Raw genomic sequence first — 25,083 nt, forward strand, 5'->3', positions numbered from 1 at the left:
GTCCGTAAGGCGGGCACACGGTCGACGAGTACCACTTTCGCACTTTCGGCAGTAATGGGCGAAGAGGAGGGGACATGGAGATATCCGGCATTTTCGTCGCCATCGTCGTCGGCATCGTCATCGGTGTGCTCGGACGGCTCGTGGTGCCCGGGCGCCAGCGCATCGGGATGCTGTGGACCATCGCCGTGGGTATCGTCGCGGCGCTGGTCGGTACGTTCGTCGCGGCGGCGTTCGGCGTCGCGGACACCAGGGGCTTCGACTGGATCGAGCTGGTCATCCAGGTCGGCCTGGCGGCCGTGGGTGTGGCCGCGCTGGACCGCGCCAAGGGCCGCGGCTGACCCCCGGAGCCGCTGCCCCCCGGAGCCGCTGACCCCCGGATCCGCTGAGCCTCAGATCGGCTGACCTTCGGATCGGTCGGCCCTCAGGTCCGCCGGCCCTCAGATCTCCTGTCCGGACTCCTCGCCGGTGAGCGGGCCGCCGGTGAGCGGACGGCCGCCGAGCAGGTTCCAGCGGCCGTCCCGCCCGGTGAGTTCGGTGACGGTCAGCGGCCGTACGTCGAACCGCCAGAACGCCCCGGCGGGCGCGCCGAGGGCGTGGACGGCGGCGGCGCGGACGAGGTCCGGTTCGGTCACGGCGACCACCCGGGGCGTGCCGGGGTCCAGCGCGTCGAGCCACCGGCCGACGCGGGCGTACAGCGCGAGCAGGGACTCCCCGCCGTGCGGCGCGGCGGCCGGGTCGGTGAGCCAGGTGCTCACCGACCGCGGTTCCTCGGCGGCGACCTCGTCGAGGGTCCTGCCCTGCCAGCGGCCCATCGCCCACGGCGCGAGGTCGGTCAGCGGCCGGGCGTCCAGGCCGAGCAGGCCGGCGGTCGTACGGCAGCGGGGCGAGGGCGAGACGTACACGGCGGACGGGCGGGCGGTACGGAGGAAGTCCTCCCGTACGGCTTCGGTCCGACGCACCCCGGCGGCGTCCACCGCGCTCCCCGGCCCGGTCCCGGGGGTGCCGGGCGCCTCCGGTTGCTCGGGTTCCTGGGGTTCCTCGCCGAAGCGGGCCGCGCGCAGGGCCGGTCCCATGGCGGGTGAGATGAGCAGGACGCGGATCGTCATGACAAGGCCCCCTTGGCCCGTCTGCCGGTTCGCGGTACCTTCACGTCGATATCCACGACGGCGAGACGGAAGTCCGGTGAGATTCCGGCACGGTCGCGCCACTGTATGCCGGGTGCCGGCCGCGTCACCACGCGGCGGGGGTCCGGTGAGTCAGACCCGAAGGCCGTCGTTCGAGCTCCATGCAACGGGACGCGAGTTCCCCAAGGAGGATGTGCCATGGCTCAGTCCATAGCGCCCACGACCACGGCCGTTTCGCCCACCTCGTCCACCGCCGCCGTTCCGGCTCCGCTTCCGCTGCGCGCCGTTCTGCCGTGGGCGGTCTTCGTCGGCACCCTGATGCTGGTGCTGCTCTACTTCGTCGGCGCCGAGCAGGGCGCGACGTCGGTGATCTCCGGTGCCGGTGTGCACGAGTGGGTGCACGACGGCCGTCATCTCCTCGGCTTCCCCTGCCACTGACCTGACGGCGACCACGGAGCACGGAGATAACGGAGATATACGCGCATGCATGCCTCCACCGTCAGAAACCTCCTGGTCCGCGGCATGGTCGCGGGCGTGCTGGCAGGGCTTCTCGCCTTCACGCTGGCCTATTTCGCGGGTGAGCCGTCCGTACGGGACTCCATCGCGCAGGAGGAGGCCCGGTCCGCCCCGGCGCATCAGCACGGCGCGGCGGGGGACTCCGCCGCGGCCGAGGAGGAAGAGGAGGAACTGGTCAGCAGGCCGGTCCAGTCGACGTTCGGGCTCGCCACCGGCGTGCTGGTGTACGGGGTGGCCCTGGGCGGTATCGCCTCGCTGGTCTTCGCCGTGAGCCTGGGCAGGATCGGCCGGTTCGGTCCGCGGGCGACCGCCGCGCTGGTCGCGGGGGCCGCCTTCACCACCGTCTATCTGGTGCCGTTCCTGAAGTATCCGGCGGCGCCGCCCGCCGTCGGCAGCCCGGACACCATCGGGAAACGCACCACGCTGTTCTTCCTGATGATCCTGCTCAGCGTGTTGCTGGCGGTCGCCGCCGTCATCGCGGGCAGACGGCTGGCGCCGCGGCTCGGCAACTGGAACGCGTCGCTCGTCGCGGGAGGCGGTTACGTGGCCGCCGTGGCCCTCGCGTGTCTGGTGCTGCCCGCCAACACCGACGCCGTTCCCGCGTCCTTCCCCGCCGCGCTGCTGTGGGAGTTCCGGCTCGCGTCGCTCGGTGTGCAGGCGCTGCTGTGGACGGCCTTCGGGCTGATCTTCGGGGCGCTGGCCGAGAAGGCGCTCCGGCCGCGGACGGATCCCGCTTCGGCTTCTGCTTCGGCTTCGTCTTCCGCTTCGGCTTCCGAAGGGGTCGGCGCGGGGGCCGTGGGGGAGGTCAGTCGCTGACGCCCACCACGTGGCGGACCGTCTCCGGCGCCGCCATGAAGTCCAGCATGGCGCGGGCGACGTCCGCGCGGGAGACGGTACGGGCGCTGCTGGCGGGCATCGCGCCACCGGGTCCCGGAGCACTTGTCGCGGGGCCCGTCGCGGGGCCAGGGGTGGGCGGACAGTAGAGTGCGAGGTCGGTCTTCTCCCAGTTCAGAGGTGTACGGCAGTGAGTGTCCCGCCCCCTGATGCGCCATCGCCCCCGTCCCCGCCCGGCATGCCGGTGACCGTGGTCGGGATCGGCGCTGACGGCTGGGCCGGGCTCTCCGGCGACGCCAGGGACGCCCTGCGCGGCGCGGACGTGGTGATCGGCGGCGGCCGGCAGCTCGGCCTGCTGCCGCAGAGCGAGTGCGCGGGGGAGCGGGTGGCGTGGCCGTCCCCGCTGCGCCCCGCCGTGCCCGGCCTGCTCGCCGCGCACGCCGGGCGCCGTATCGCGGTGCTGGCCAGCGGGGATCCGATGTTCTACGGGATCGGGCGGGCGCTCGGCGAGGTCGTCGGCGCCGCCGCGCTGCGGGTGGTGCCGCATCCGTCGTCCGTCTCGTACGCCTGCGGCAGGCTCGGCTGGCCGGTGGAGGACACGGAGGTCGTCACGCTCGTCGGCCGTCCCGCCGACCGGCTCACCGCCGCGCTGCACGACGGCCGCCGGGTGCTGGTGCTCAGCGCGGGGGCCGCGACGCCGGCCGAGGTGGCGGAGCTGCTCCGGGCGCGCGGCTACGGGCCGAGCCCGATGCACGTACTCGAACAGCTCGGGTCGGACCGGGAGCGGCACCTCACCGCCACCGCCGACGCGTGGGACGAGCCCGCCGGTGACCCGCTCAACGTCGTGGCGGTCGACTGCCGCCGCGCGCCCGGGGCGCCGCGCCTGGGCGCCGTACCCGGGCTGCCGGACACGGCGTACGAGCACGACGGCCAGCTCACCAAGCGCCATGTGCGCGCCGCCACGCTGGGCGCGCTGGCCCCCGAGCCCGGGGAGCTGCTGTGGGACATCGGCGGCGGGTCCGGGTCCATCGCGGTCGAGTGGATGCGTACGCACCCGTCCTGCCGTGCGGTGTCGGTGGAGCGCGATCCGGCGCGCGCCGAGCGCATCGGCCGTAACGCGCGGGCGCTCGGCGTCCCCGGGCTGCGCGTCGCCGTCGGCGCGGCGCCCGCCGCGCTGGCCGGGCTGCCCGTACCCGACGCGGTGTTCATCGGCGGCGGGCTGACCGCACCGGGGCTGCTCGACGCCTGCTGGGAGGCGCTGCCCGTGGGCGGCCGGCTGGTCGCGAACACGGTGACGCTGGAGTCCGAGGCGCTGCTGGCCGACCGGTACCGGCGGTTCGGCGGGGAGTTGGTACGGCTGGCGGTCGCGCACGCGGTGCCGGTCGGCGGCTTCACGGGGTGGCGGCAGGCGATGCCGGTCACGCAGTGGGCGGTCACGAAGACATCGAAGGAACCGGTGGCCCCGGCCGGAGGAACAGGGTCAGGGGCGGGACCAGGACCAGGACCAGGATCAGGACCAGGAGACGAACGATGACGGTGTACTTCATCGGCGCCGGACCCGGCGCCGCCGACCTGATCACGGTGCGCGGCGCCCGCAGGCTGGCCGAGTGCCGGGTGTGCCTGTACGCGGGCAGCCTCGTCCCGCGCGAACTGCTGGCCGACTGCCCGCGGGACGCGCGGCTGATCGACACCGCCAGGATGGACCTCGACGGCATCACCGCCGAGCTGGTCAGGGCGCACGGCGAGGGCCATGACGTGGCGCGGCTGCACTCCGGCGACCCGTCCGTCTTCAGCGCCGTCGCCGAGCAGATGCGGCGGCTGGACGCGGCGGGCGTGCCGTACGAAGTGGTGCCGGGCGTACCGGCGTTCGCGGCGGCGGCAGCCGCGCTCAAGCGGGAGCTGACCGTACCGACGGTCGGCCAGACGGTGATCCTGACCCGGATCGCCCAGCGGGCCACCCCGATGCCGGAGGGCGAGGACCTGGCGACGCTGGGGCGCAGCGGCGCGCTGCTGGTGCTGCACCTGGCGGCGCGGTACGTGGACCGGGTGGTGGACGAACTGCTGCCGCACTACGGCGCGGACTGCCCGGCGGCGGTGGTGGCGATGGCCAGCCGCCCCGACGAACTGGTGCTGCGGGGCACGCTGGACTCCATCGCCGCGCAGGTGAAGGCGGCGGGTGTGGTGCGTACGGCGGTGATCATGGTGGGCAGGACGCTGGGCGCGGAGCAGTTCAGGGACAGCCACCTGTACTCGGCGGACCGGGACCGGGACGGGGACGGGGACGGCGGCCATGAGTGCTCTCCGGGCTGACCCCTTTCGCACGGGAACGGCGGGACACGGAGGCGCGCTCCGTGTCCCGCCGTCACCGTGTCCCGCCGACGCTCACTTCTTGGGCGGGGAGGTCTTCAGCCGCCCGGCGATCCGGTCGCGCATGCCGGGCATCCCGAACCCCCTGGGGTCGATCTTGTCGTTGGACCATTCGAGATGGCCGATGACGCTGAGCGCGCTCCACCCGTGCGCCCGGCAGATCGCCGCGCCCACCCGCTCGACCGCGTCGAGCTGGGCCTGTGGCCACGGGTCCTTCCCGTCACCGAGGTTGACGCACTCGAAGCCGTAGAAGCGGGCGTTGCCGTCAGCGCCGCCGGTGTTGCCCTGGGTGGGCTTGGGCGGCCGGTCGCCGTAGTCCTCCGCGATCACGCGCGCGAGTACCTTCGGGTCGCCGCCCCCGGCGTGGTTCGTCCGGCCGTGACCGACGAGGTGGACGACACCGGTCTTGTCGATGACGCCGTGACAGAGCGGCCCCGGCAGGGCGGCGTACCCGTCGCGGCAGAGCGCCACGGAGCCCGTGGTGCCCGAGGTGACGGTGTGGTGGATCATCACGCCGTTGGCCGGGCCCCAGGGGCCCTTGTGATTGCGGTTGTGCGTACGCCAGTTGCCGACCTCTTTGACCTTCACGCCCTCGGCGCGCAGGGCCGCGAGGAAGGCCGAGGCGGACAGTGGTGCTGCCATGGGATCGATTCCTTTCCGCCGTGGTGTACGTGGCCGTGCCGGGCCGCGTTCACCAGGACCGCTCGCTGCGTCCCACCACGGCCCCCGCCCGGTCGATGCAGATCACGTCCACCTCCACCGGCGCCCCCCGCAGCACCGCCAGCGCCTCCGCCCTGGCCCGCACCGCCACCGCGTCGCCCAGTGCGACGCCCGCCGCCTCGCACAGGCGCAGCGCCTCCAGGCCCGTGTTGGCCTCCGCGACCCGGGTCGCCAGCGCCTCGTCCGCGCCCGCCGCCGAGGCCAGTTCCGCCAGGAACGCCTTGTTCACCTGGGACCGCGCCGAGTGCAGGTCGAGATGGCCCGCCGCCAGTTTCGAGAGCTTCGCGAAGCCGCCGCAGAGCGTCAGGCGGTCGACCGGGTGGCGCCGGATGTACTTGAGGACCGCCCCCGCGAAGTCGCCCATATCCAGCAGCGCGTCCTCCGGCAGGCCGTGGACGGCCACGACCGTCTTCTCGGAGGTGGAGCCCGTACAGCCCGCCACATGCGTACGGCCCGCCGCGCGCGCCACGTCCACGCCCCGCCGGATCGAGTCGATCCACGCCGAGCAGGAGTACGGGACGACCACCCCCGTCGTGCCGAGGATGGACAGGCCGCCCAGGATGCCCAGGCGCGGGTTCCACGTCGAGCGGGCGATCTCCTCGCCGTCGTCCACGGCGACCGTGATCTCGACGTCGCCCGTGCCGCCGTACCGCCCCGCCACCTCCGCCACATGCGCCCGCATGAGCTGACGCGGGACCGGGTTGATCGCCGGTTCGCCGACCTCCAGGGGCAGCCCGGGGCGCGTCACCGTTCCCACGCCGGGGCCCGCCCGGAAGACGACGCCCGCGCCCGGCGGGAGCAGCCGTACCGTCGCGCGGACCAGGGCGCCGTGCGTGACGTCCGGGTCGTCGCCCGCGTCCTTGACCACGCCCACCGTGGCCGCCCCGGCCGACCGTTCCTCCGTGGCCAGCGCGAACGCCGGGGTCTGGCCCTTCGGCAGCGTGATCGTCACCGGGTCGGGGAAGTCGCCGGTCAGCAGGGCGGTGTACGCGGCCGTCGTCGCCGCCGTCGCACAGGCGCCGGTCGTCCAGCCGGAGCGCAGACCGGTGTGCTTGAGTTGGGCGCTGCGCCCGCCCGCGCCCGTACCCGTCGTACCCGTACCCGTACCCGTACCCGTGCCGTCCTGAGTCATGGAGAGAACCGTTGCCCTTGCATGTGCTGATCCTCGGGGGGACCACCGAGTCGCGGCGCCTCGCGGAACTGCTCCACGACCGGCCGGACCCCCGGCCGCGTGTGACGACGTCCCTCGCCGGGCGCGTGGCCCGGCCCGTACCGCCGCCGGGCGAGGTGCGCGTCGGCGGGTTCGGTGGGGCCGACGGGCTGGCGCACTGGCTGCGCGAGCACCGCGTGGACGCGCTCGTCGACGCCACCCATCCCTTCGCCGCGACGATCAGCGCGAACGCCGCCCTCGCCGCCGCCACCGCCCGCGTTCCCCTGCTGGCGCTGCGCCGCCCCTCCTGGGCGCCCGTGCCGGGCGACGACTGGCGTACGGCCGGTTCGCTGGAGGAGGCCGCCGGGGCGCTGCGCGGGCTCGGCGGGTCCCGCCGCGTCTTCCTCACCACCGGACGGATGAGGCTCGCCGCCTTCGCGGGCCCGGAACTCGACGCCCACTGGTTCCTCGTACGGTCCGTGGACGCCCCGCAACCGCCGTACCCCGCCCGTACGGAGACCCTGCTCGACCGGGGGCCGTTCACGCTCGACGGGGAGCGGGACATCCTGCGCCGGCACCGGATCGATGTCGTCGTCACCAAGGACAGCGGCGGCGCGGCCACCGCGCCCAAGCTCACCGCCGCCCGGGAGGCGGGGATTCCGGTCGTGGTCGTGCGACGGCCGCCCGTGCCGGAGGGGGTGGCCGTCGCGGAGACCGCCGAGGACGCGGTGGCGTGGGTGGCTCACTTCTCGGAGGGCGCCGCAGAAGGTTCCGGGTAGCGGCGGGGCGTCCAGACGATCTGCTCGCCGCCGCCCTCGCCGGCTCCCCGCCGTACCGTCACCGTCTGCGACGAGCCGACGATCAGGATCGTCCGCATGTCCACCTGCGCCGGGTCCAGCTCCGCCAGCCGGACGATCCGTACGCTCTCCTCCGCACCGCCCACATCGCGGCCCAGCACGACCGGGGTGTCCGGGGCGCGGTGCTCCAGCAGCAGTTCGCGGGCCTTGCCGACCTGCCAGTTACGGCTGGCGGAGCCCGGGTTGTAGAGCGCGAGCACCAGGTCCGCCGCCGCTGCCGCGCGCAGCCGCTCCGCGATGACCTCCCACGGCTTGAGGCGGTCGGAGAGCGAGAGCACGGCGTAGTCGTGGCCGAGGGGCGCGCCGGCGCGCGCGGCGGCGGCGTTGGCCGCGGTCACGCCCGGGAGGACCCGTACGGGGATCGTCCGGTACGGGTCGGCCGACGCGACCTCCAGGACGGCCGTGGCCATCGCGAAGACGCCGGGGTCACCGCCCGAGACGACGGCCACGCGGCGGCCCCGCCGCGCCAGGTCGAGGGCGAACTCGGCGCGCTCGGACTCCACCTTGTTGTCGGAACCGTGCCGCCGCTGGCCGGGGCGGACCGGAACGCGATCCAGATAGGTGGTGTAGCCGACCAGATCCTCGGCGGAGGCCAGCGCGCCCCGTGTCTCGGGCGTGAGCCACAGCGGACCCGCCGGGCCCGTTCCCACGACCACCACCTCACCGGAGTCTGTGGAAGAAAGGTCGGGGGTCCGGTCCACGCGGCTCGGCAGCACCGCCACCGAGAAGTACGGCACCGAGTCCGGGTCCGTCTCCGCCAGCGCGCCCGTGCGCTCCCCGCTCATCGTCGCGCGCTCCACGTACCGCGCGTCCGCCAGCCGCCCCGCCCGCTCGATCGACCGCCGTACGGCCGGGAACGTTCTGCCCAGCTTCATCACGACCGCCGAGTCCGCCGAGGCCAGCCGGGCCGTCAGCTCCTCCTCGGGCAGGGTGCCCGGCAGGACCGTCAGCACCTCCTCGCCCTCGACGAGCGGGGTGCCGAGCCGCGCCGCGGCGGCGCTCACCGACGTCACCCCGGGGATGACCTCGGTCGGATAGCGGTCGGCCAGCCGCTTGTGCATGTGCATGTACGAGCCGTAGAAGAGCGGATCGCCCTCCGCGAGCACCGCGACCGTGCGCCCCGCGTCGAGATGGACGGCGAGCCGGGCGGCGGACTCCGCGTAGAACTCGTCCATCGCGCCCTGGTAGCCGCCCGGATGGTCGGTGGTACCGGTGGTGACCGGGTAGACCAGCGGCTCCTCGATGTGGTCCGCGCGCAGATGTCCGGCGGCTATGGAACGCGCTATGGAGCGGCCGTGGCGGGCGCTGTGGTACGCGATCACATCCGCCTCGGCGATGACCTGCACCGCCCGTACGGTCATCAGGGACGGGTCGCCGGGGCCGAGGCCGACGCCGTACAGACGGCCGGCGGGGAGGCTGGTGTTCTCGGTCATTCCACTTCGCTCGCGATCGCGTTGATGGCCGCCGCCGCGAGGGCGCTGCCGCCGCGCCGTCCCCGTACGACCAGGTGTTCAAGACCGGAGGGGTGCCCGGCGAGCGCGTCCTTGGACTCGGCGGCGCCGATGAAGCCCACCGGGACGCCGATGACGGCCGCCGGGCGCGGTCCGCCCGCCTCGATCATCTCCAGCAGCCGGAAGAGCGCGGTCGGCGCGTTGCCGACGGCGACGACCGCCCCGTCCAGCCGGTCCCGCCACAGCTCCAGGGCGGCGGCGCTGCGCGTCGTCCCCAGTTCGGCGGCGAGGGCCGGGACGGCCGGGTCGGAGAGCGTGCAGACCACGTCGTTGTCGGCGGGCAGCCGCTTGCGCGTGACCCCGCTCGCGACCATCCGCACATCGCACAGGATCGGCGCGCCCGCGCGCAGCGCCTCGCGGGCGCGGGCCACCACCCCGGGGGTGAAGGCCAGGTCGCGCACGAGGTCGACCATGCCGCAGGCGTGGATCATCCGCACCGCGACCTGGGAGACATCGGCGGGCAGCCCGGCGAGGTCCGCCTCGGCGCGGATCGTGGCGAACGACTGGCGGTATATCGCCGCGCCGTCCTTCTCATAGTCGAACACTGTGGTCTCGCTCATCTCGTCACGTCGTCACGACTGTGTTTTCTTCACGTTCTCGTCCCGCTCGTCCCGCGTGTGTACGGAGACGGTGTAGCGGCCCTCGCCGGTCGCGACCCGGTCCACCCGGTCGCCCTGCGGATGACCGCAGCGCCGCGCGCATCCCGACCAGTACACGGGCAGGCCGGTCCGGTCGCCGTCCCGGCCTGCGGCCACGGACGCGGCGGCGTCGGCCCGTACGTCCGCGAGCGCCTTGGCGCACCCGGGCCGCCCGGTGCAGGCGCCGACACCGAGCCAGGGGGAGTCGGGCTCGGTGACCAGTCCGGCGGTACGGAGCCGTCCGAGCAGGTCGGCGGCGGCGTCCGGAGCCAGGCCGGGAACGATCACCCCGCGCCAGGGCGTGAGCCGCAGGCCGCCGTCCCCGCACAGCAGGAGGCGCCACTGCGCCACGCTCAGCCGGCCGAGCCGGGGGTACGCGGAGAGCGCGACCGTCCCGTCGGGGGAGCGGATCAGCCCGGGGCCAAGGGCAGGAGCCTTCGCCGCATCCCGCGTGTCCTCCGCGTCCCCCGCCACGACTTCGATCCCGGCCGCCGTCAGGCGCTCCGCCATCGCGGCGCCCAGTCCCCGGGCCGCCCCGGCCGGCAGGTCCCGTACGCGCCAGGCGCCCGTGCCGCTCGCCCGCGCCGCCGTGAGGAAGGTCTCGGCCGCCAGCAGGGCCGCGCGCGGGGCGTCGGCGGCCGGGACGCGTACGGCCTGTACCGCCCGCTCTCCGGTTGGCGGGCGGGATGCCCCTATATGCACCTCTGTCGTGCCGTCCGGCCGTGCGAGCAACGTCACATCCGCGCCCAGTGCCGCCACATCGCCCCGGCCGTCGTCCAGCGCGAACAGGAAGCGCCCGGAAAGCTCCGTCGCCGCGTCGCTCGCGCACAGCAGCCCGTCCAGCCGCCGGGCCCACAACTGCACGTCGCCCGCGCCGAGTCCGTCGAGTCCGGCCAGCGGTGAGGCGACGATGTTCCGTATCCGCTCGTGTTCCTCCGAGGGCAGCAGTCCCGCCTCGTGCAGGAGGTCCGCGAGCTCGCCGCCGCAGTCCGCGTCCAGCCCCCGGAGCTGCACGTTGCCCCGGGAGGTGAGGTCCAGGTGGCCGTCGCCCAGGCGCTCGGCCGCGTCGGCCAGGGCGAGCGCCTGGCGGCGCGTCAGCAGCCCTGCGGGCAGCCGGAGCCGGGCCAGGGCGCCGTCGTCGGCGTGGTGCAGCCGCAGCGCGCCGGGGCAGGCGTCCCCCCGTACCCGTACGACATCCCGTACGGCGTCCGGGAGGCTGTCCCGTACGGACTCCCCTGGGGCATCGCGCACCGCGCCCCGGGACGGAGCGCGCGCGGCGGCTTCGTCCCGGTTCACGGGTGTTGGCGAGGTGGGCGGCATGGCCGCGAGCATACCCACGTGGCCCCCGCCCGCCCCCTTCTCGTCCGCCGTCCCGACCGGGCGCCCTCCCCGCCCGTGACCTCAGCGCTTACTATGCAGACGGCGGGCCGTCAGGCCCGTCACACGCCAGTGACGGCGTCATGGGGAGGAAGCCCGGTGCGAACCCGGCGCGGTCCCGCCACTGTGAACCCGACAGCTCCGGCCGGAGCGATCCGGTCGTCGGGTGAGCCAGGAACTCCCGCCGTCCTCCACACCCGCCCGGGGCGCGGACCCCGAGGAAGGCCAGACGCCGCATGCTTCTGCTCCTGTCGACGTCCGACACCGATCTGCTCAGCGCCCGTGCCGCCAACGCGGCGGGCGGCCCGGTCCCGTACCGGTTCGCCAACCCGGCGCGGCTCGCGCTCGACGAACTGCCCGCGCTGCTGGAGGACGCCGACCTCGTCGTCGTACGGCTCCTCGGCGGTCTGCGCGCCTGGCAGGACGGCATCGACGCCCTCCTCGCCCGGGACGTCCCCGTCGTCGTCCTCACCGGTGAACAGGCGCCCGACGCGCAGCTCATGGAGGCGTCCACCGTCCCCATCGGCATCGCCGCCGAGGCGCACGCCTATCTCGCGCACGGAGGGCCCGCCAACCTGGAGCAGCTCGCGCGGTTCCTCTCCGACACCGTTCTGCTGACCGGCCACGGCTTCGAGCCGCCCGCCGCCGCGCCCACCTGGGGCCGGCTGGAGCGGCGCGTCCGCCCGCCCCGTATCGGCCGGCCGGGCCACGCGGTGACGGAGAAGGCCCCGACCGTCGCCGTCCTCTACTACCGCGCGCACCACATGAGCGGCAACACCGCCTTCGTGGAGACGCTCTGCTCGGCGATCGAGGACGCCGACGCCCGGCCCCTGCCGATCTTCGTCTCGTCCCTGCGCGCGCCCGAGCCGGAGCTGCTGGCCGCCCTGGGGGAGGCCGACGCGATCGTCACCACCGTGCTCGCCGCCGGGGGCACCAAGCCCGCCCAGGCGTCGGCCGGCGGCGACGACGAGGCGTGGGACGCGGGCGCGCTCGCCGCGCTCGACGTACCGATCCTCCAGGCCCTCTGCCTGACCAGCAGCCGCGCCGCCTGGGAGGAGAGCGACGAGGGGCTGACGCCGCTGGACGCCGCCTCACAGGTCGCCGTACCGGAGTTCGACGGCCGGCTGATCACCGTCCCGTTCTCCTTCAAGGAGATCGACGAGGACGGGCTGCCCGCGTACGTACCCGACCCCGAGCGGGCCGCGCGCGTCGCCGGGATCGCCGTACGCCATGCCACGCTGGCGTTCCGTACGAACGCCGAGAAGCGCGTCGCGCTGGTCCTCTCCGCGTACCCCACCAAGCACTCCCGCATCGGCAACGCCGTGGGCCTCGACACCCCCGCCAGCGCCGTCACGCTGCTGCGCCGACTTCTCGCGGACGGGTACGACTTCGGTACGGAGCTGGTACCGGGCCTGGAGTCCGGCGACGGCGACGAGCTGATCCGCGCGCTCATCGACGCGGGCGGCCACGACCAGGAATGGCTCACCGAGGAGCAGCTCGCCCGCAACCCCGTCCGCATACCGGCCGCCGACTACCGGCGCTGGTACGCGCAGCTCCCCGCCGATCTGCGCGCCTCCGTCGAGCGGCACTGGGGGCCGCCGCCCGGCGAGATGTTCCTCGACCGCAGCCGCGTCGGCGCGGGCGGCGACCCGGACGGCGACATCGTGCTCGCCGCCCTGCGGCGCGGCAATCTGCTGATCCTCATCCAGCCGCCGCGCGGCTTCGGCGAGAACCCGATCGCGATCTACCACGACCCCGATCTGCCGCCCTCGCACCACTACCTGGCCGCGTACCGCTGGATCCAGGCGTCGAGCCACGACGGCGGGTTCGGCGCCGACGCCATGATCCACCTGGGCAAGCACGGCAACCTGGAGTGGCTGCCCGGCAAGAACGCCGGCATGTCCGCCTCCTGCGCGCCGGACGCCGCGCTCGGCGACCTGCCGCTGATCTACCCGTTCCTCGTCAACGACCCGGGCGAGGGCACGCAGGCGAAGCGGCGCGTGCACGCCACACTGGTGGACCACCTCGTACCGCCGATGGCGCGCGCCGAGTCGTACGGCGACATCGCGCGCCTGGAGCAGTTGCTCGACGAGTACGCGGCGATCTCCTCCATGGACCCGGCGAAGCTGCCCGCGATCCGCGCCCAGATCTGGACGCTGATCCAGGCCGCCAAGCTCGACCACGACCTCGGGCTCGAAGCGCGCCCGGACGACGACGGGTTCGACGACTTCCTGCTGCACGTCGACGGCTGGCTCTGCGAGGTCAAGGACGCGCAGATCCGCGACGGACTGCACGTCCTCGGCGGCGCCCCGACCGGCGCGGCACGCGTCAACCTCGTCCTCGCCATCCTGCGCGCCCGGCAGATCTGGGGCGGTACGTCGTCCCTGCCCGGCCTGCGCGAAGCCCTCGGCCTCGACGAGTCGGCCGCGACCCGCACCGCCGCCGACGACGCGGAGGAGCGGGCCCGCGCGCTCGTCCAGGCGATGGAGGACGCGCAGTGGGACCCGGCGGCGGTGGCGGGCGTGGCCTCGGGCCTGGGTGGTCCGGTCGCGGACATCCTGACCTTCGCGGCCCGCGAGGTCGTCCCGCGGCTGGCCGGCACGGTCGACGAGATCGAGAACGTCGTGCACGCCCTGAGCGGCGGCTTCGTCCCGGCGGGCCCGTCCGGCTCCCCGCTGCGCGGCCTGGTCAACGTCCTGCCGACCGGCCGCAACTTCTACTCCGTCGACCCCAAGGCCGTACCGAGCCGCCTCGCCTGGGAGACGGGGCAGGCCCTCGCGGACTCCCTCCTCACCCGCTACCGCACCGACAACGGCGACTGGCCGACCTCCGTCGGGCTCTCCCTCTGGGGTACGAGCGCGATGCGCACCTCGGGCGACGACATCGCGGAAGCCCTGGCGCTGCTGGGCGTCCGGCCCGTCTGGGACGACGCCTCGCGCCGGGTCACGGGCCTGGAGCCGGTACCCCTGGCGGAGCTCGACCGTCCCCGTATCGACGTCACCCTGCGCATCAGCGGCTTCTTCCGCGACGCGTTCCCGCACGCGATCGGGCTGCTGGACGACGCGGTACGGCTCGTCGCCGCGCTGGACGAGCCCGCCGAGTCCAACTTCGTCCGCGCCCACGCCCAGGCCGACCTGGCCGAACACGGCGACGAACGGCGCGCCACGACCCGTATCTTCGGCTCCCGGCCCGGTACGTACGGCGCGGGCATCCTCCAGCTCATCGACAGCCGCGACTGGCGTACGGACGCGGACCTCGCCGAGGTCTACACGGTGTGGGGCGGCTACGCGTACGGCCGCGAACTCGACGGGCGCCCGGCGCGCGGCGAGATGGAGACCGCGTACAAGCGCATCGCGGTGGCCGCGAAGAACACCGACACGCGCGAGCACGACATCGCGGACTCGGACGACTACTTCCAGTACCACGGCGGCATGGTCGCCACCGTCCGCGCCCTGAAGGGCACCGCCCCCGAGGCGTACATCGGCGACTCCACCCGCCCGGAGACCGTCCGCACCCGCACCCTGGTCGAGGAGACGTCCCGCGTCTTCCGCGCCCGCGTGGTCAACCCGCGCTGGATCGAGGCGATGCGCCGCCACGGCTACAAGGGCGCGTTCGAACTGGCGGCGACGGTCGACTACCTCTTCGGGTACGACGCGACGACCGGCGTCGTCGCGGACTGGATGTACGACAAGCTGACCGAGACCTACGTCCTGGACCCGGAGAACCGCCAGTTCCTCCAGGAGGCCAACCCCTGGGCCCTGCACGGCATCGCGGAACGGCTGCTGGAGGCCGAGTCGCGCGGCATGTGGGAGAAGCCGGACCCGGGGGTGCTGGACGCGCTGCGGAAGGTGTTCCTGGAGACGGAGGGTGAGCTGGAGGGCGAGGACGACTGAGGGGTGGGCGGGGCCTGCGCTGTGGCGCGTGCTGTGGTGGGGCCCCGCCCGTACCGGTCCGGCGCCGGATCCCCGGCACGGTCACCGGGTTTTGCGCCGGACGGGTGGCGCCGGGACGAGGCGGACCGCCGTGTTGATCAGGTGGTCGATCGTGTCGCGCGACGGCTTGTCGGTGAGGTCGGTGAGCAGCCGGGCCAGGGTCTTGAGCAGGAAGGGCGAGCCCAGGACATAGCGGTTGAGGACCGGTTGGAAGCCCGACCGGCTGAAGACGAGGTCGGCGACGGTGTTGCCGAGGCGGTAGTAGCGCCCCCAGCGGCGGGTCATCTCCACGGGATAGTTGAGCAGCACCCGCTCCCGCTTCGGCCCCTGGGGGAGGGCCAGGGCGAGCGCCGCGCTCCCGGCCGCGACCTCGCCGGCCTCCAGGGCCTGGGCGATGCCCTCGCCGTTCCAGGGGCTGATCATGCCGCCCGAGTCGCCGACCAGGAGGAGCCCCCGGGTGTACAGCGGATGACGGTTGAAGCCCATGGGCAGCGCCGCGCTCCGTACGGGGCCCTCGGCGTTCTCCTCGCGCAGTCCCCACGCGTACGGGGTGCGGGCCAGCCACTCGTCGAGGGCGGTTCGTAACTCGACCTTTCCGTACCGGCGGTGAGGCAGCGCGCCGAGCCCCACGTTGACCCTGCCGTCGCCCATGGGGAAGATCCAGCCGTATCCGGGCAGGTAACGGTCGGTCCCCGGAAGGCGGAGGTCGGCCCACAGCTCCAGATACTCGTCCTGGGAACGCTCCGGGCTGCGGTAGTAACGACGGGCGGCCGTCGCGAGCTGCCGGTTCTCGTCCCGTTGCAGCCCCAGGGCGAGGGCGAGACGGGCCGAGGCGCCGTCGGCGGCGATGACGATCGGCGCGCGGTAGACCGTCGGCTCGCCCGATTCCTTCGCCCCCTTGGACTCCTTGGACTCCTTGGACTCCTTGGGCCCCTTCGGCCCGGCCGGCACGCTGACGCCGCTGACACCGGTGACGCGGCCGGAGCGGTCGAGTACGGGATGGGTCACCTTCACACCGTTGTGCAGCCGTGCTCCGGCGGCTGCCGCGTGCTGGGCCAGGATGTCGTCGAAATCGTGCCGACTGCGCGAGAGACCGAAATCGGGGTAGCTGCCCGAGCTGGGCCATTCGATGTGGACCTGCCGGCTCCCCGCCACCCAGCGCATACCGCGTGAACGCATCCACCCCGGGGCGTTGATGTCGACCCCCATGCGGATCAACTGGTGCACCGCCCGCGGGGTCAGACCGTCCCCGCACACCTTCTCCCTGGGGAAGTGGGACTTCTCCAGAAGCAGTACGTCGACGCCCGCCCTGGCCAGGTGACAGGCGGCGGCCGAGCCCGCCGGACCCGCACCCACCACGATCACCTCGGCTTCCGTTTCCCTTGAACCGCTCACCAGGACCCCCTCTTGGGACAGTCGGAGCCGCACCGAAATCGCCACTCTTCACGTCATCATGGGTCAGAATGCGCCGGTGCGGAACACGGCCTCCTGGGACGGCGGCCCGGACACCGGTGTGTCGGCGCGGGTGTGTTCCGTGCCGTACTGGGACGATTCCGGACGGCGCGACGGCCCGACTGGTACGGCTGATCCGTTCTCATCCGTATACGGAGGGGTGTGGCGCCATCTGCCCCTCATTCGTCACGTTCCAGGGATGCCGACGTGTTAAGACTTCTCCCCCCTCGTTCTTCTTCCCCCGCCTCCTCCCGTGGACCGCTGCGCGCCCTGCTCGGCCTGCTGGCCGCGCTGGCGCTGCTGTTCGCCGGGCCCGCCGGTCAGGCAGTCGGCCACTCCACCGGTCCGTCCGCCGGCCAGTCCGCCGGTCTCACCCAGGCGGCCCCGGCGGCCCCGGCGGCACCGAAGGCCCCGCTGACCGACGCGCAGTGGAACCGGCACGTAGCGAGTGTCCAGCGCAACCTGGACCGGGCCCTGGCCGACGGCCAGGAGACCGCCGTGCGCTACACCGTCGGCGGTGACCGTGAACACTGGTTCGCCTCCCGCGTACGCCTCCAGCGCGAGGTCGCCGACGAGCTGTACGCGCGCGGCGCGGCCGTACCGGACGAGGGCCGGGCGATCCTCACCGGCGGGCCGATGGGCGCCGGGAAGACCACCGTCCTCACCCGCTACTCCGGTGTCGAGCTCTCCCAGTACCTGGTCGTGAGCGCCGACGACGTCAAGGACGTCATGTGCGAGCGCCGCATGATCCCCGCCGCCAGGGGTCTGACCCCGCTGGAGGCCAGCACCCTCGTACAGGAGGAGTCCAAGCTGATCGCCAACATGGTCGCCTCCCGCGCCTACCAGGCACGCAAGAACATCGTCTGGGACTTCTCGATGTCCTCCCGCGGCTCGGTCGAGGGCCGCCTGACGCCCATGCGCACGGCGGGCTACGGCGACATCGCCGCCCTCTTCGTCGACATCCCGGTGGAGATGAGCGTGCAACGCGCCGACCAGCGGCACCGCAAGGGCCACGAGGCGTACCGCAACGGCGAGGGCTGCGGCGGGCGTTACGTACCCCCCGCGCTGATCCGCTCCGGCGCCGACCCGCAATGGGGCAGCGTCAACCGTCGCGCCTTCGAGGAGACCAAGAACCTCTTCAACACCTGGTCCCTCTGGAACTCCGCCGGCGCCGAGCCCACCCTGATCGCCTCCGGCCGGGGCAACGCCGTACCCGGTAAATGAGCGAGGTCACCGACCTCCTGACCGCCCTGCGCACCGGCTCCATGACCCTGGAGCAGGTCGCGGGGCGGTTCCGGCACCTCGCCTGGCGCCACCCGGCCCCGCCGAGGGCACCGGCCCTGGCCGATCCGGAACCGCCGCTGCCGGACTCGTTCGAGGAGGTCGTCATGGCGTACGCCCGGCACGAACTGACGGACGAGCAGTACGAGGCGCTTCTGCACGCGGCGACCAACGGGGCGGAGCCCGGTTGAGGCATCGCCCGCCGACAGGGGCGGAACCCGGTTGACCCCCGGGTTCCGCCCTTTCCCGATCGTCACAGCACCCAGGGCCGAAGCGCTCCCCTGCCCTCCCGCGCCCGCCGGGCACGGCGGTGACGGGCGAGGGTGAGCAGTGCGTCCCACATTTCGGGAGTCTCGGTACACAGGGGTACGGGAGCGAGCCCGGGCGCCGGTACGGATATGGGCACGGACGCTTCGCTACGGCGCCCCCGGAAGACGCGGCGCAGACCCCCCTTCACCCCGGCCGCCCGTTCAGGGCGAACCGCGCCCACACGCACTTCCCGTACGCCAGCTCCCGGCATCCCCAGCCATCGGCCAGCCCGGCAACGAGCAACAGCCCGCGCCCGCCCTCCTCGTCCTCGGGACAGCCCTCCCGGAGCTGCGGCAGCCTGGACCGATCGGGGTCGGACACCTCCAACACCAGGTCGCCCCAGTCGACATGCAAGGTCACCTCGACCTCGGCGTAGCTGACGCGGCAGTGGCGGACGGCGTTGGTGACGAGTTCCGAGGCCACCAACTCGACATCCGGGGCAAGCTGTTCGAACCCCCACTTCACCAGGGTCTCCCTGACGCGGGCCCGTACGGCCGGCACGTGCTTCTTGCGTTTCGGAATGCGGAAGGTGTCGCGGAACGGCTCCGCGAAAAGGGTTGTGGGCATGGGTTACTCCCAGGCTGACGCATGGTCGATGTTGCGCTGCGTAGCGGGATGCGAGCGGCGCGTTGTTGAGGCTAGAGTGAGCTTCGCAACTTCCACAACCCAAAACTTATGCACGCGTGCATGGTTAGCTCGATCGTGTGACGGCGCACCAAGCAGGCCCTGGAGCGGCAGACTTGGGCGCGAGCGGAGAGGGAGGCAACAAGATGCCCGCAGGTGGAAAGCCGACCGTGCGCAGCAGGCGATTCGGCCGCAAGATGCAGCGGCACAGGGTCGGCGCGGGATTTGACCAGGCGCAGGCGGCGGAGTTCATCCACGGGTCCAGGTCCAAGATCAGCCGCATGGAGGACGGGATCACCACGGCGAGACCTGCGGAAGTTCTGCTTCTGCTGGACCGGTACGGGGTCACGGACGAGACGGAACGCGGCCACTTGGTGTGGTTGGCGAAGAACTCGGGCCATCGGGGCTGGTGGCTCAACTTCCCGGAGCTGTCGGAGAGCTATCGCGACCACATCTCGCTGGAGGACGATGCGACGTTCATCCGTGAGTGGCAGACGGTGCTGGTCCCCGGCCTCCTGCAAACAGCGGCGTACACCGAGCAGGTCTCCGCACTCGCTCCCCACTCGGTACCACCCGATGTGGTGGCCCAGTTCGTCAAGGTCCGAGAGGGACGACAGGCGAAGATTGAGGAAGGCGGCACCAGCTACGCGGTCATTGTCTGGGAGCCAGTGGTAACCCTCCCGCTGGTGCCTGCCGATGTCCACCGTGAGCAGTTGGAGCATCTTCTGAAGGCGGGAAAGCGGGGGAACGTCACCCTGCAGATCCTCCCCACGTCGGCAGGAGTGAAGGCCGGCATCGCCTACCCGTTCTCTTCGTTCTCCTTCGACAGTCAGCCCAACGTTGAAGCCGTCGCAATCGAGAACCTTCGGGGTGCATCAATTCTCGAAGCAACGGACGATCTGACCGCTTACGCCAGTGTGTTCGAGCGTCTACGATCGGAAGCACTGTCACCGGATATGAGCGCACGGCTCATCCGGCGAGTACTGCGGAGCGGCAAGGAAGATGCATCGTGATCCCTGAGACCGTGGGCCCCTACCGGAAGTCGTCCCACTCGGGCCATGACAGCAATTGCGTCGAGGTGGCCCCTACCTTCAACGGCGGCCGGGCCGTACGTGACAGCAAAGACGTGACCCGCCCTTCGCTGCACTTCGCCCCCGCCCAGTGGGACGCCTTCCTGACGCACGCCAAGGCAGGCGGCTCGTGACCTCTGACGTCATAGGCCCGTACCGGAAGTCCTCGTACTCCGGGCAGCAGGGCAACTGCGTAGAGCTGGCCCCCACCGCCAACGGCGGCCGCTCCGTACGCGACAGCAAGGACACGCGCCGCCCGTCCCTGCGCTTCGAGCCCGCCCCGTGGCGCGCCTTTCTGCGTAGCTGTTAGCAGGACCTCAGGGCCCGGTGTCTTCTCCCCGATGAGTTTTCTGTGTCCCGGGGGTCTCATCCGCGGTAACTCGCCACAGCGGTAGGGCCCTACGCGAACCGGAGTGATGGATATGTCAGTAGCCCGGGACCAGCCGGCCAGAGCCGAGGCCCGTGTCGTCTCCGCCGACGGTACCGAGATCGCGTTCGAGCAGTCGGGCAGCGGGCCGGCCGTCGTCCTGGTGGCGTCGGCGCTGGCCGACCGGTCCGACACTGCCAAACTCGCGGCTCTCCTCGCCCAGCACTTCACCGTGGTCAACTACGACCGGCGCGGACGGGGTGCCAGCGGTGACGCCGATGCCTACGCCCCCGAGCGCGAGGTGGAGGACATCGCCGCCCTGATCGAGCACGTCGGCGGTTCGGCGTCGCTGTTCGGCTCGTCCTCCGGCGCGGTCCTCGCCCTGCGCGCGGTCGCTGCCGGAGTGAACGTCGACCGACTGGCCCTGTATGAGCCGCCGTTCGTGGTCGCCGAGGGCGACGACGGGCCGCCCAAGGATCTCGCGCAGCGGATCACCGAGCTGCTCGCGGAAGGCCGGCACGGCGACGCGGTCACGTACTTCATGACCAGGGTGCAGGGCATGCCCGGCATCGCCGTGTTCTTCATGAAGCTCATGCCGAGGATGTGGTCGAACCTCACCGGGCTGGCCCGCACTCTGCCCTACGACATCGCGGTCATGGGCGATACCCAGCAGGGCAGGCCGCTCGACGCCGAGGAGTGGAAGGGGGTGGCCGTGCCCACCCGCGTGCTGACCGGCGGCAAGAGCCCGGCCGCCTTCCAGCGTGCCGCGCTCGCCGTGACCGGGATCCTGCCGCAGGCCGACCACCGCACCCTGCCCGGGCTCAACCACGGCGCCGTCGTCATGGCCCCCAGGAAAATCGCCTCGCAGATCATCGAGTTCATCGAGGAGTCCCGGCTGCCGAATTGACTCCAAACCCGCTCTGATCCGGTGGGCGCGGCACACGCTGCGCGATCCGCAGCGTGTGCCGCGCCTTCCCGGCGGAGACCGGGGCCGAACCGGCGCCTGGACCGGCCGGACGGGACTCAGACGCAGATGCCCGCTTCCGGGGTGCAGAGCTTGACCTGCGGGTAGCGCGTGGAGGGTTTGTCCAGGAGGGGTTGGGGCCGGTGGCGCAGGTGCAGTTCGAGGAACGCGCGGGTGTACCTGCCGGTGATCCGCGAGGCCGTGGCGGACGGCAGGTCGGCGCCGATGTCGATGCCCAGTTGCTCGGCCAGCAGTCCGACGTCGGTGAAGGAGGCGTGTTCGGCTCCGGTCACCACGAGCCACCGCTTCCACCCGGTGAGGCCTCGCCAGTCGCGTTCCCAGGTGGCGACCGCGTCGCCACCGCTGCCCGGGGTGTACTGAGCCTGTCTGCCGAGGAACAGGAACGGCCGGGACAGGCCGCTGTCCGGGATCGGGACCTGGGTCGTGCCGTCGATGTCGATTCCCGCGCGTATCCGGGGGTCGGCCACCATGGAGGTGACGGCGCTCGCACCGCCGACGGAGTGGCCCGCCATCGCGATCCGTGACGGGTCGACGAGCCGGGCGCCGTTCCGTCGCGCGTGCGCCCCGGTCAGTTCGTCCAGTACGAAGGAGACGTCGGCGGCCCGGCCCGTGACCAGCCGTTTCCAGAACGCCTCGTCATGCGGGACCTCGCAGGCGGCGCAGGTGGCGACCCGCCCGTCCGGGAAGGTGGTGGCAACGCTTTCGTAGGTGTGGTCGATCGCGGCCACGAGGTAGCCGTGGCTCGCGAGGTCCTCGCCGAGCGTGGTCAGCGTGGCGCGCGGCTTGGTGAAGCCGGGAGAGAGTACGACCAGCGGCAGACCGCGCGCGGGCCCGGCGGGCCGGGCGTCGGCGAAGGCATTGGTCCGTGTCGTGCTCAACACGTCGAACGGCACGCCGGTGATGCCCCCGTCCTTGAGGAGCAGCTCCGACTCCGTCGGCGTCATGTACGGCGCCCGCGGTCCGCTCGGCGAGGCCGTCGGGTACCACAGGGAGACCATGAGTTCGCGGGAGTTCGCCCCCGGAGCCCAGGGATCGGGGCGGGAGCCGTCCGTGAGGTGCAAGGACGTGGTGCCGACCTCATGGGGTCCGGTCGGCGCGGGCAGGTACGGTGTGCCGCGCGGCTCGTCGGCGGCCGCGGCGGGAGCCCCGCCGACGCCGACGGTGAGCGCGAGCAGCGCGGCCGCGGCGGTCAGGCCACGACGGAAGTGCGTGTGGTTCATGGGTTGTCCGTTTCTCTGCTCAGGACGGGCTGGGGGACATCGGGTGCCGACGCCTTTCGCCCGTCGGTGGGTGTCCGGTTCCGGGTGCCGTCCGGCGCGACGTGACACCACCGGGTGCCGGAAGCTCCCGCGGTGTGTCGGCCGAGCCCGCCCCCGTACCGGGTTCAGGACAGTCGCCGTACCCGCCCTGCGCAGAGCCCGCCCAGCCCCGCCGTGAGGCCGAGGTAGATCGCCGACTCGGCCCACTGGAGGCGCCAGAAGTTGGTGGCGGGCTGGTAGGTCAGGCGTTGGCCGTAGTGGAGTGACGCCAGGTCGGCGACGCAGGCGTTGATCTCCTCGATGGGCGGGGGGCTCGGCTGCGCGTTGAGGCAGTCGGGGAACGACGCGGGGACGGTGGTGGCGTGGCCCCGGGCGTCGACGGTCTGTTCCGCGACGAGCCAGGCGCCGGGTTCCTTCAGCTCCATCGTGATGGTGCCGTCCTCGCGGATGCCGAGGTGGGACCGGACGCTGACCGGGACCGTGACCTCGGCGGGCGTCGCCAGGTGGGGCCGTACCCACAGGGGCATGGCGAGCTGGACCGCGACGAAGAGGACCAGCACCGCGGCCATCGCCGGTACGGTGCGGCGGATGAACAGGCCCAGGGTGACGCCGAGCGCGAAGGCGAACGCGGCGTACGCGAGCGGGACGATGCCGCGCGCGCCGAAGATCAGGGGGTCGATCCGCGGGAAGTGGTCGAGGTCGGCGCCCCGGGCGACCGCGGCGTCGACCGGGCGGCTCCACCAGCTCACCGCGAGGCTGGTCACCCCGGCGGCGGCCATGGCGGCCAGTGCGGTGAGGCCGAGCTTGGTGACGAGCCAGCGGGTACGGGTGACGCTCTGGTTCCAGATCAGCCGGTGGGTGCCGGTCTCCAGCTCGCGGCTGACCAGCGGCGCGCCCCAGAACATGCCGATCACACCGGGCAGGGCGAGGACGGCGATCAGCCCGGCGTAGTAGACGGCCTGTTCGGTGCCGGAGATCTGCTGGAGCGCGCTCCCGCCCGCGGTGCCGGACAGATCGGCCAGCCCCGGTCCCGTGACCGCGAGAAGGGCGAGGAGTACGGCGGCGGCCGCCCCCACCGCCAGGACGTTCGGGCGCAGTTGGCGCCAGGCCAGCCAGATCATCGCAGCGCCTCCAGGGCGGGTCGGGAGCGGGGTTCGGGGCTCTCGGGTGCGGGCCCGCGCAGGTAGGCGAGGACGAGGTCCTCCAGGCTGAGCCGGCTGACCGTCCAGGCGGGGTCGAGGATCGGGGCGTCGGTGCGTACGAGGAGGGTGGTCTGCCGCTCGGTGTGGCTGGACGAGACGACCTCCTGGCCGGCCGGGAGCGTGGCCGGGTCGCGCCGGGGGCCGGTGAGCCGGTGGTGGGTGGCCAGCAGTTCGTCGATGTCACCGGCCAGCCGCACCCGCGAGTCGACCAGCACGATCAGGTAGTCGCAGGCCCGCTCCACGTCGGAGACGAGGTGGGAGGAGAGGATGACGCTGAGTTCCTGCTCGGCGACGGCCTCCATCAGGTCCTGCATGAACTCCCGCCGCGCGAGCGGGTCCAGGGCGGCCACCGGCTCGTCCAGGATGAGGAGTTCGGGCCGCTTGGCGATGCCCAGGGTGAGGGCGATCTGCGCGCGCTGGCCGCCGGAGAGCTTCCCGGTCCGCCGCGCCGGGTCGAGCCCGAGCCGCCGGATCCGCTCCCTCGCCATGGTGTCGTCCCACCCGGGGTTGAGGCGCGCGCCGATCCTGAGGTGGTCGGCGACGCTCAACCCCTGGTACGTCGGGGCGTCCTGGGCGACGAAGCCGACCTTCGCGAGCTGCTCCGTACTGTCGGCGGGCCGGCCGCCGCACACCTCGATCATGCCGGCGGACGGGGTGAGCGTCCCGGAGGCCAGGTTCAACAGGGTCGATTTTCCCGACCCGTTGGGGCCGACGAGTCCGACGACCCGGCCGGCGGGAACGTCCAGGGTGCACTCCGAGAGCGCCCAGCGCTGCCGGTATCTCTTGCCCAGCGCGCGGGCCCGCAGGATGTCGGTCATGCCACGTCCTCCCCGGCGACGCCCCGGAAGGTGGTCAGGAACAGCGCCTCGATCGACTCGTCGTCGAGCCCGGCCAGCCGCGCCTTCGTCAGCCAGCGCCGCAGATCCTTGCGCAGCGGCCCGAGCGCGGCGGGCGAGGCCCCGGCCAGGGTGCGCGTCACGAACGTCCCGACGCCGGGCCGGGCGGCCACCAGACCGTCGTGCTCCAGCTCCCGGTACGCCTTGAGCACGGTGTTCGGATTGATCGCGAGCCGCCCCGCCACGCCCTTGACGGTGGGGAGCTGATCGCCCTCCGCGAGCAGCCCCAGCCGCAGCGCGTGGCGCACCTGCTGGACCAGTTGCTGGTACGGCGAGAGGCCGGACCCGCTGTCCAGGTGGAACTCAATCACTGGTTCCTCCAGTTATCTAGTGAGCTAGTACTTTAGACTCCTCGGCGGATGGACCGTCAAGAGGTGCAGGGGGCGCGCGTCATGGGGCGCTCCGGGTGCGCGCCCGGCATCAAGAAAACGTAGACATTGCCGGGATCCGGCAATGCGCGCACATGCCCCTGTCACACAGAATGGGCGCAGCACAGACGGGGGAAGGACCCTGGTGCCGGGACACGGAAGCGTGTCCCGCGCCGGGGCGATGACGCACGCGGACGCGGATGACGTATTCGGACGACGCACGCGGACGCGACGAACGCAGTTG

At 72.8% G+C, this 25,083-nt stretch carries 24 protein-coding genes, 1 pseudogene and 2 riboswitches; of the genes and pseudogenes, 13 read left to right on the forward strand and 12 right to left on the reverse strand.

Annotation, left to right across the window (positions count from 1 at the left end):
• The first annotated feature begins 74 nt into the window (after positions 1 to 74).
• On the forward strand, positions 75 to 338 hold the full coding sequence (locus ACIBJC_RS09355) for a GlsB/YeaQ/YmgE family stress response membrane protein (protein WP_399289956.1): 264 nt from the start codon (positions 75 to 77) through the stop codon (positions 336 to 338).
• 99 nt (positions 339 to 437) lie between these two features.
• Here ACIBJC_RS09355 and ACIBJC_RS09360 read toward each other — a convergent pair whose 3' ends face one another.
• Positions 438 to 1,106 (reverse strand): histidine phosphatase family protein, encoded by a 669-nt coding sequence (locus ACIBJC_RS09360; protein ID WP_399289958.1) that lies wholly within the window; start codon positions 1,104 to 1,106, stop codon positions 438 to 440.
• A gap of 21 nt (positions 1,107 to 1,127) precedes the next feature.
• Positions 1,128 to 1,285, forward strand: a riboswitch (cobalamin riboswitch).
• Between the two features lie 37 nt (positions 1,286 to 1,322).
• Between ACIBJC_RS09360 and ACIBJC_RS09365 the strand changes: the two genes are divergently transcribed.
• The 4 genes from ACIBJC_RS09365 to cobM all read left to right on the forward strand — a co-directional run bounded on the left by ACIBJC_RS09365 (position 1,323) and on the right by cobM (position 4,784).
• The gene (locus ACIBJC_RS09365; RefSeq protein WP_329822474.1) at positions 1,323 to 1,562 is read left to right on the forward strand and encodes a CbtB-domain containing protein; all 240 of its coding nucleotides are present in this window, start codon (positions 1,323 to 1,325) and stop codon (positions 1,560 to 1,562) included.
• A 45-nt stretch (positions 1,563 to 1,607) separates the two neighbouring features.
• Positions 1,608 to 2,456, forward strand: a complete 849-nt coding sequence (locus ACIBJC_RS09370; protein ID WP_399289960.1) for a CbtA family protein — start codon at positions 1,608 to 1,610, stop codon at positions 2,454 to 2,456.
• Between the two features lie 256 nt (positions 2,457 to 2,712).
• On the forward strand, positions 2,713 to 4,008 hold the full coding sequence (gene cbiE / locus ACIBJC_RS09375; protein ID WP_399289962.1) for a precorrin-6y C5,15-methyltransferase (decarboxylating) subunit CbiE: 1,296 nt from the start codon (positions 2,713 to 2,715) through the stop codon (positions 4,006 to 4,008).
• Positions 4,005 to 4,784: a precorrin-4 C(11)-methyltransferase gene (cobM, locus tag ACIBJC_RS09380; RefSeq protein WP_399289964.1), complete on the forward strand. Its 780-nt coding sequence runs from the start codon at positions 4,005 to 4,007 to the stop codon at positions 4,782 to 4,784. The genes cbiE and cobM overlap by 4 nt, the downstream gene beginning before the upstream one ends.
• A gap of 84 nt (positions 4,785 to 4,868) precedes the next feature.
• On the opposite strand, the pseudogene ACIBJC_RS09385 reads toward cobM, so the two are convergent.
• Positions 4,869 to 5,483 (reverse strand): annotated as a pseudogene (locus ACIBJC_RS09385) (N-acetylmuramoyl-L-alanine amidase); the annotation flags it as partial.
• 49 nt (positions 5,484 to 5,532) lie between these two features.
• Positions 5,533 to 6,693 carry a cobalt-precorrin-5B (C(1))-methyltransferase gene (locus ACIBJC_RS09390; protein WP_399289966.1) on the reverse strand — a complete coding sequence of 387 codons (1,161 nt, stop codon included), beginning with the start codon at positions 6,691 to 6,693 and terminating at the stop codon, positions 5,533 to 5,535.
• A gap of 17 nt (positions 6,694 to 6,710) precedes the next feature.
• Here ACIBJC_RS09390 and ACIBJC_RS09395 point away from each other — a divergent pair, with 17 nt between their 5' ends.
• Positions 6,711 to 7,490, forward strand: coding sequence for a cobalt-precorrin-6A reductase (locus ACIBJC_RS09395; protein WP_399291123.1), 780 nt, complete (start codon positions 6,711 to 6,713; stop codon positions 7,488 to 7,490).
• On the opposite strand, the gene ACIBJC_RS09400 is transcribed toward ACIBJC_RS09395, so the two are convergent.
• Genes ACIBJC_RS09400 through cobG form a run of 3 tightly spaced genes read right to left on the reverse strand, consistent with a single transcriptional unit; the run spans position 7,454 to position 11,037 of the window.
• A complete protein-coding gene (locus ACIBJC_RS09400) occupies positions 7,454 to 9,001 on the reverse strand; it encodes a precorrin-2 C(20)-methyltransferase (protein ID WP_399289968.1) in 1,548 nt (515 codons plus the stop codon). The genes ACIBJC_RS09395 and ACIBJC_RS09400 overlap by 37 nt on opposite strands.
• Positions 8,998 to 9,639: a precorrin-8X methylmutase gene (locus ACIBJC_RS09405; RefSeq protein WP_399289970.1), complete on the reverse strand. Its 642-nt coding sequence runs from the start codon at positions 9,637 to 9,639 to the stop codon at positions 8,998 to 9,000. The genes ACIBJC_RS09400 and ACIBJC_RS09405 overlap by 4 nt, the downstream gene beginning before the upstream one ends.
• 12 nt (positions 9,640 to 9,651) lie before the next feature.
• Positions 9,652 to 11,037 (reverse strand): precorrin-3B synthase, encoded by a 1,386-nt coding sequence (cobG, locus tag ACIBJC_RS09410; RefSeq protein WP_399289972.1) that lies wholly within the window; start codon positions 11,035 to 11,037, stop codon positions 9,652 to 9,654.
• A gap of 145 nt (positions 11,038 to 11,182) precedes the next feature.
• Positions 11,183 to 11,275: riboswitch (cobalamin riboswitch) on the forward strand.
• A gap of 55 nt (positions 11,276 to 11,330) precedes the next feature.
• Here cobG and cobN point away from each other — a divergent pair.
• Positions 11,331 to 14,987: a cobaltochelatase subunit CobN gene (gene cobN, locus ACIBJC_RS09415; protein WP_399289974.1), complete on the forward strand. Its 3,657-nt coding sequence runs from the start codon at positions 11,331 to 11,333 to the stop codon at positions 14,985 to 14,987.
• Positions 14,988 to 15,068: 81 nt separating this feature from the next.
• On the opposite strand, the gene ACIBJC_RS09420 is transcribed toward cobN, so the two are convergent.
• On the reverse strand, positions 15,069 to 16,421 hold the full coding sequence (locus ACIBJC_RS09420; protein WP_399289976.1) for a geranylgeranyl reductase family protein: 1,353 nt from the start codon (positions 16,419 to 16,421) through the stop codon (positions 15,069 to 15,071).
• A 264-nt stretch (positions 16,422 to 16,685) separates the two neighbouring features.
• Here ACIBJC_RS09420 and ACIBJC_RS09425 point away from each other — a divergent pair, with 264 nt between their 5' ends.
• Together ACIBJC_RS09425 and ACIBJC_RS09430 are read left to right on the forward strand one after the other, a co-directional pair.
• Positions 16,686 to 17,702, forward strand: coding sequence for a zeta toxin family protein (locus ACIBJC_RS09425; protein WP_399289978.1), 1,017 nt, complete (start codon positions 16,686 to 16,688; stop codon positions 17,700 to 17,702).
• Positions 17,699 to 17,950 (forward strand): hypothetical protein, encoded by a 252-nt coding sequence (locus ACIBJC_RS09430; protein WP_399289980.1) that lies wholly within the window; start codon positions 17,699 to 17,701, stop codon positions 17,948 to 17,950. Before ACIBJC_RS09425 ends, ACIBJC_RS09430 begins: the two co-directional genes overlap by 4 nt.
• Before the next feature lie 262 nt (positions 17,951 to 18,212).
• On the opposite strand, the gene ACIBJC_RS09435 is transcribed toward ACIBJC_RS09430, so the two are convergent.
• On the reverse strand, positions 18,213 to 18,635 hold the full coding sequence (locus ACIBJC_RS09435) for an ATP-binding protein (protein WP_399289982.1): 423 nt from the start codon (positions 18,633 to 18,635) through the stop codon (positions 18,213 to 18,215).
• Between the two features lie 203 nt (positions 18,636 to 18,838).
• On the opposite strand from ACIBJC_RS09435, the gene ACIBJC_RS09440 reads away from it, so the two are divergent.
• The 4 genes from ACIBJC_RS09440 (at position 18,839) to ACIBJC_RS09455 (ending at position 21,036) form a co-directional block, all read left to right on the forward strand.
• Positions 18,839 to 19,705 (forward strand): helix-turn-helix domain-containing protein, encoded by an 867-nt coding sequence (locus tag ACIBJC_RS09440; RefSeq protein ID WP_399289984.1) that lies wholly within the window; start codon positions 18,839 to 18,841, stop codon positions 19,703 to 19,705.
• Complete coding sequence (locus ACIBJC_RS09445) at positions 19,702 to 19,896, forward strand: DUF397 domain-containing protein (protein WP_399289986.1); 195 nt, start codon at positions 19,702 to 19,704, stop codon at positions 19,894 to 19,896. Before ACIBJC_RS09440 ends, ACIBJC_RS09445 begins: the two co-directional genes overlap by 4 nt.
• On the forward strand, positions 19,893 to 20,072 hold the full coding sequence (locus ACIBJC_RS09450; protein ID WP_399289988.1) for a DUF397 domain-containing protein: 180 nt from the start codon (positions 19,893 to 19,895) through the stop codon (positions 20,070 to 20,072). Before ACIBJC_RS09445 ends, ACIBJC_RS09450 begins: the two co-directional genes overlap by 4 nt.
• Positions 20,073 to 20,184: 112 nt before the next feature.
• Positions 20,185 to 21,036 (forward strand): alpha/beta fold hydrolase, encoded by an 852-nt coding sequence (locus ACIBJC_RS09455; protein WP_399289990.1) that lies wholly within the window; start codon positions 20,185 to 20,187, stop codon positions 21,034 to 21,036.
• Positions 21,037 to 21,152: 116 nt separating this feature from the next.
• Here ACIBJC_RS09455 and ACIBJC_RS09460 read toward each other — a convergent pair whose 3' ends face one another.
• From ACIBJC_RS09460 to ACIBJC_RS09475, 4 genes are all read right to left on the reverse strand, one after another.
• Complete coding sequence (locus tag ACIBJC_RS09460; protein ID WP_399289992.1) at positions 21,153 to 22,334, reverse strand: alpha/beta hydrolase family protein; 1,182 nt, start codon at positions 22,332 to 22,334, stop codon at positions 21,153 to 21,155.
• Between the two features lie 164 nt (positions 22,335 to 22,498).
• A complete protein-coding gene (locus tag ACIBJC_RS09465) occupies positions 22,499 to 23,494 on the reverse strand; it encodes an ABC transporter permease subunit (protein ID WP_399289994.1) in 996 nt (331 codons plus the stop codon).
• Positions 23,491 to 24,393 (reverse strand): ABC transporter ATP-binding protein, encoded by a 903-nt coding sequence (locus tag ACIBJC_RS09470; protein WP_399289996.1) that lies wholly within the window; start codon positions 24,391 to 24,393, stop codon positions 23,491 to 23,493. Before ACIBJC_RS09470 ends, ACIBJC_RS09465 begins: the two co-directional genes overlap by 4 nt.
• Positions 24,390 to 24,794, reverse strand: coding sequence for a GntR family transcriptional regulator (locus tag ACIBJC_RS09475; protein ID WP_399291126.1), 405 nt, complete (start codon positions 24,792 to 24,794; stop codon positions 24,390 to 24,392). The genes ACIBJC_RS09470 and ACIBJC_RS09475 overlap by 4 nt, the downstream gene beginning before the upstream one ends.
• Between the last annotated feature and the right edge of the window lie 289 nt (positions 24,795 to 25,083).

It is taken from the genome of Streptomyces sp. NPDC050509 (assembly GCF_044457965.1).
GTDB lineage: Bacteria > Actinomycetota > Actinomycetes > Streptomycetales > Streptomycetaceae > Streptomyces.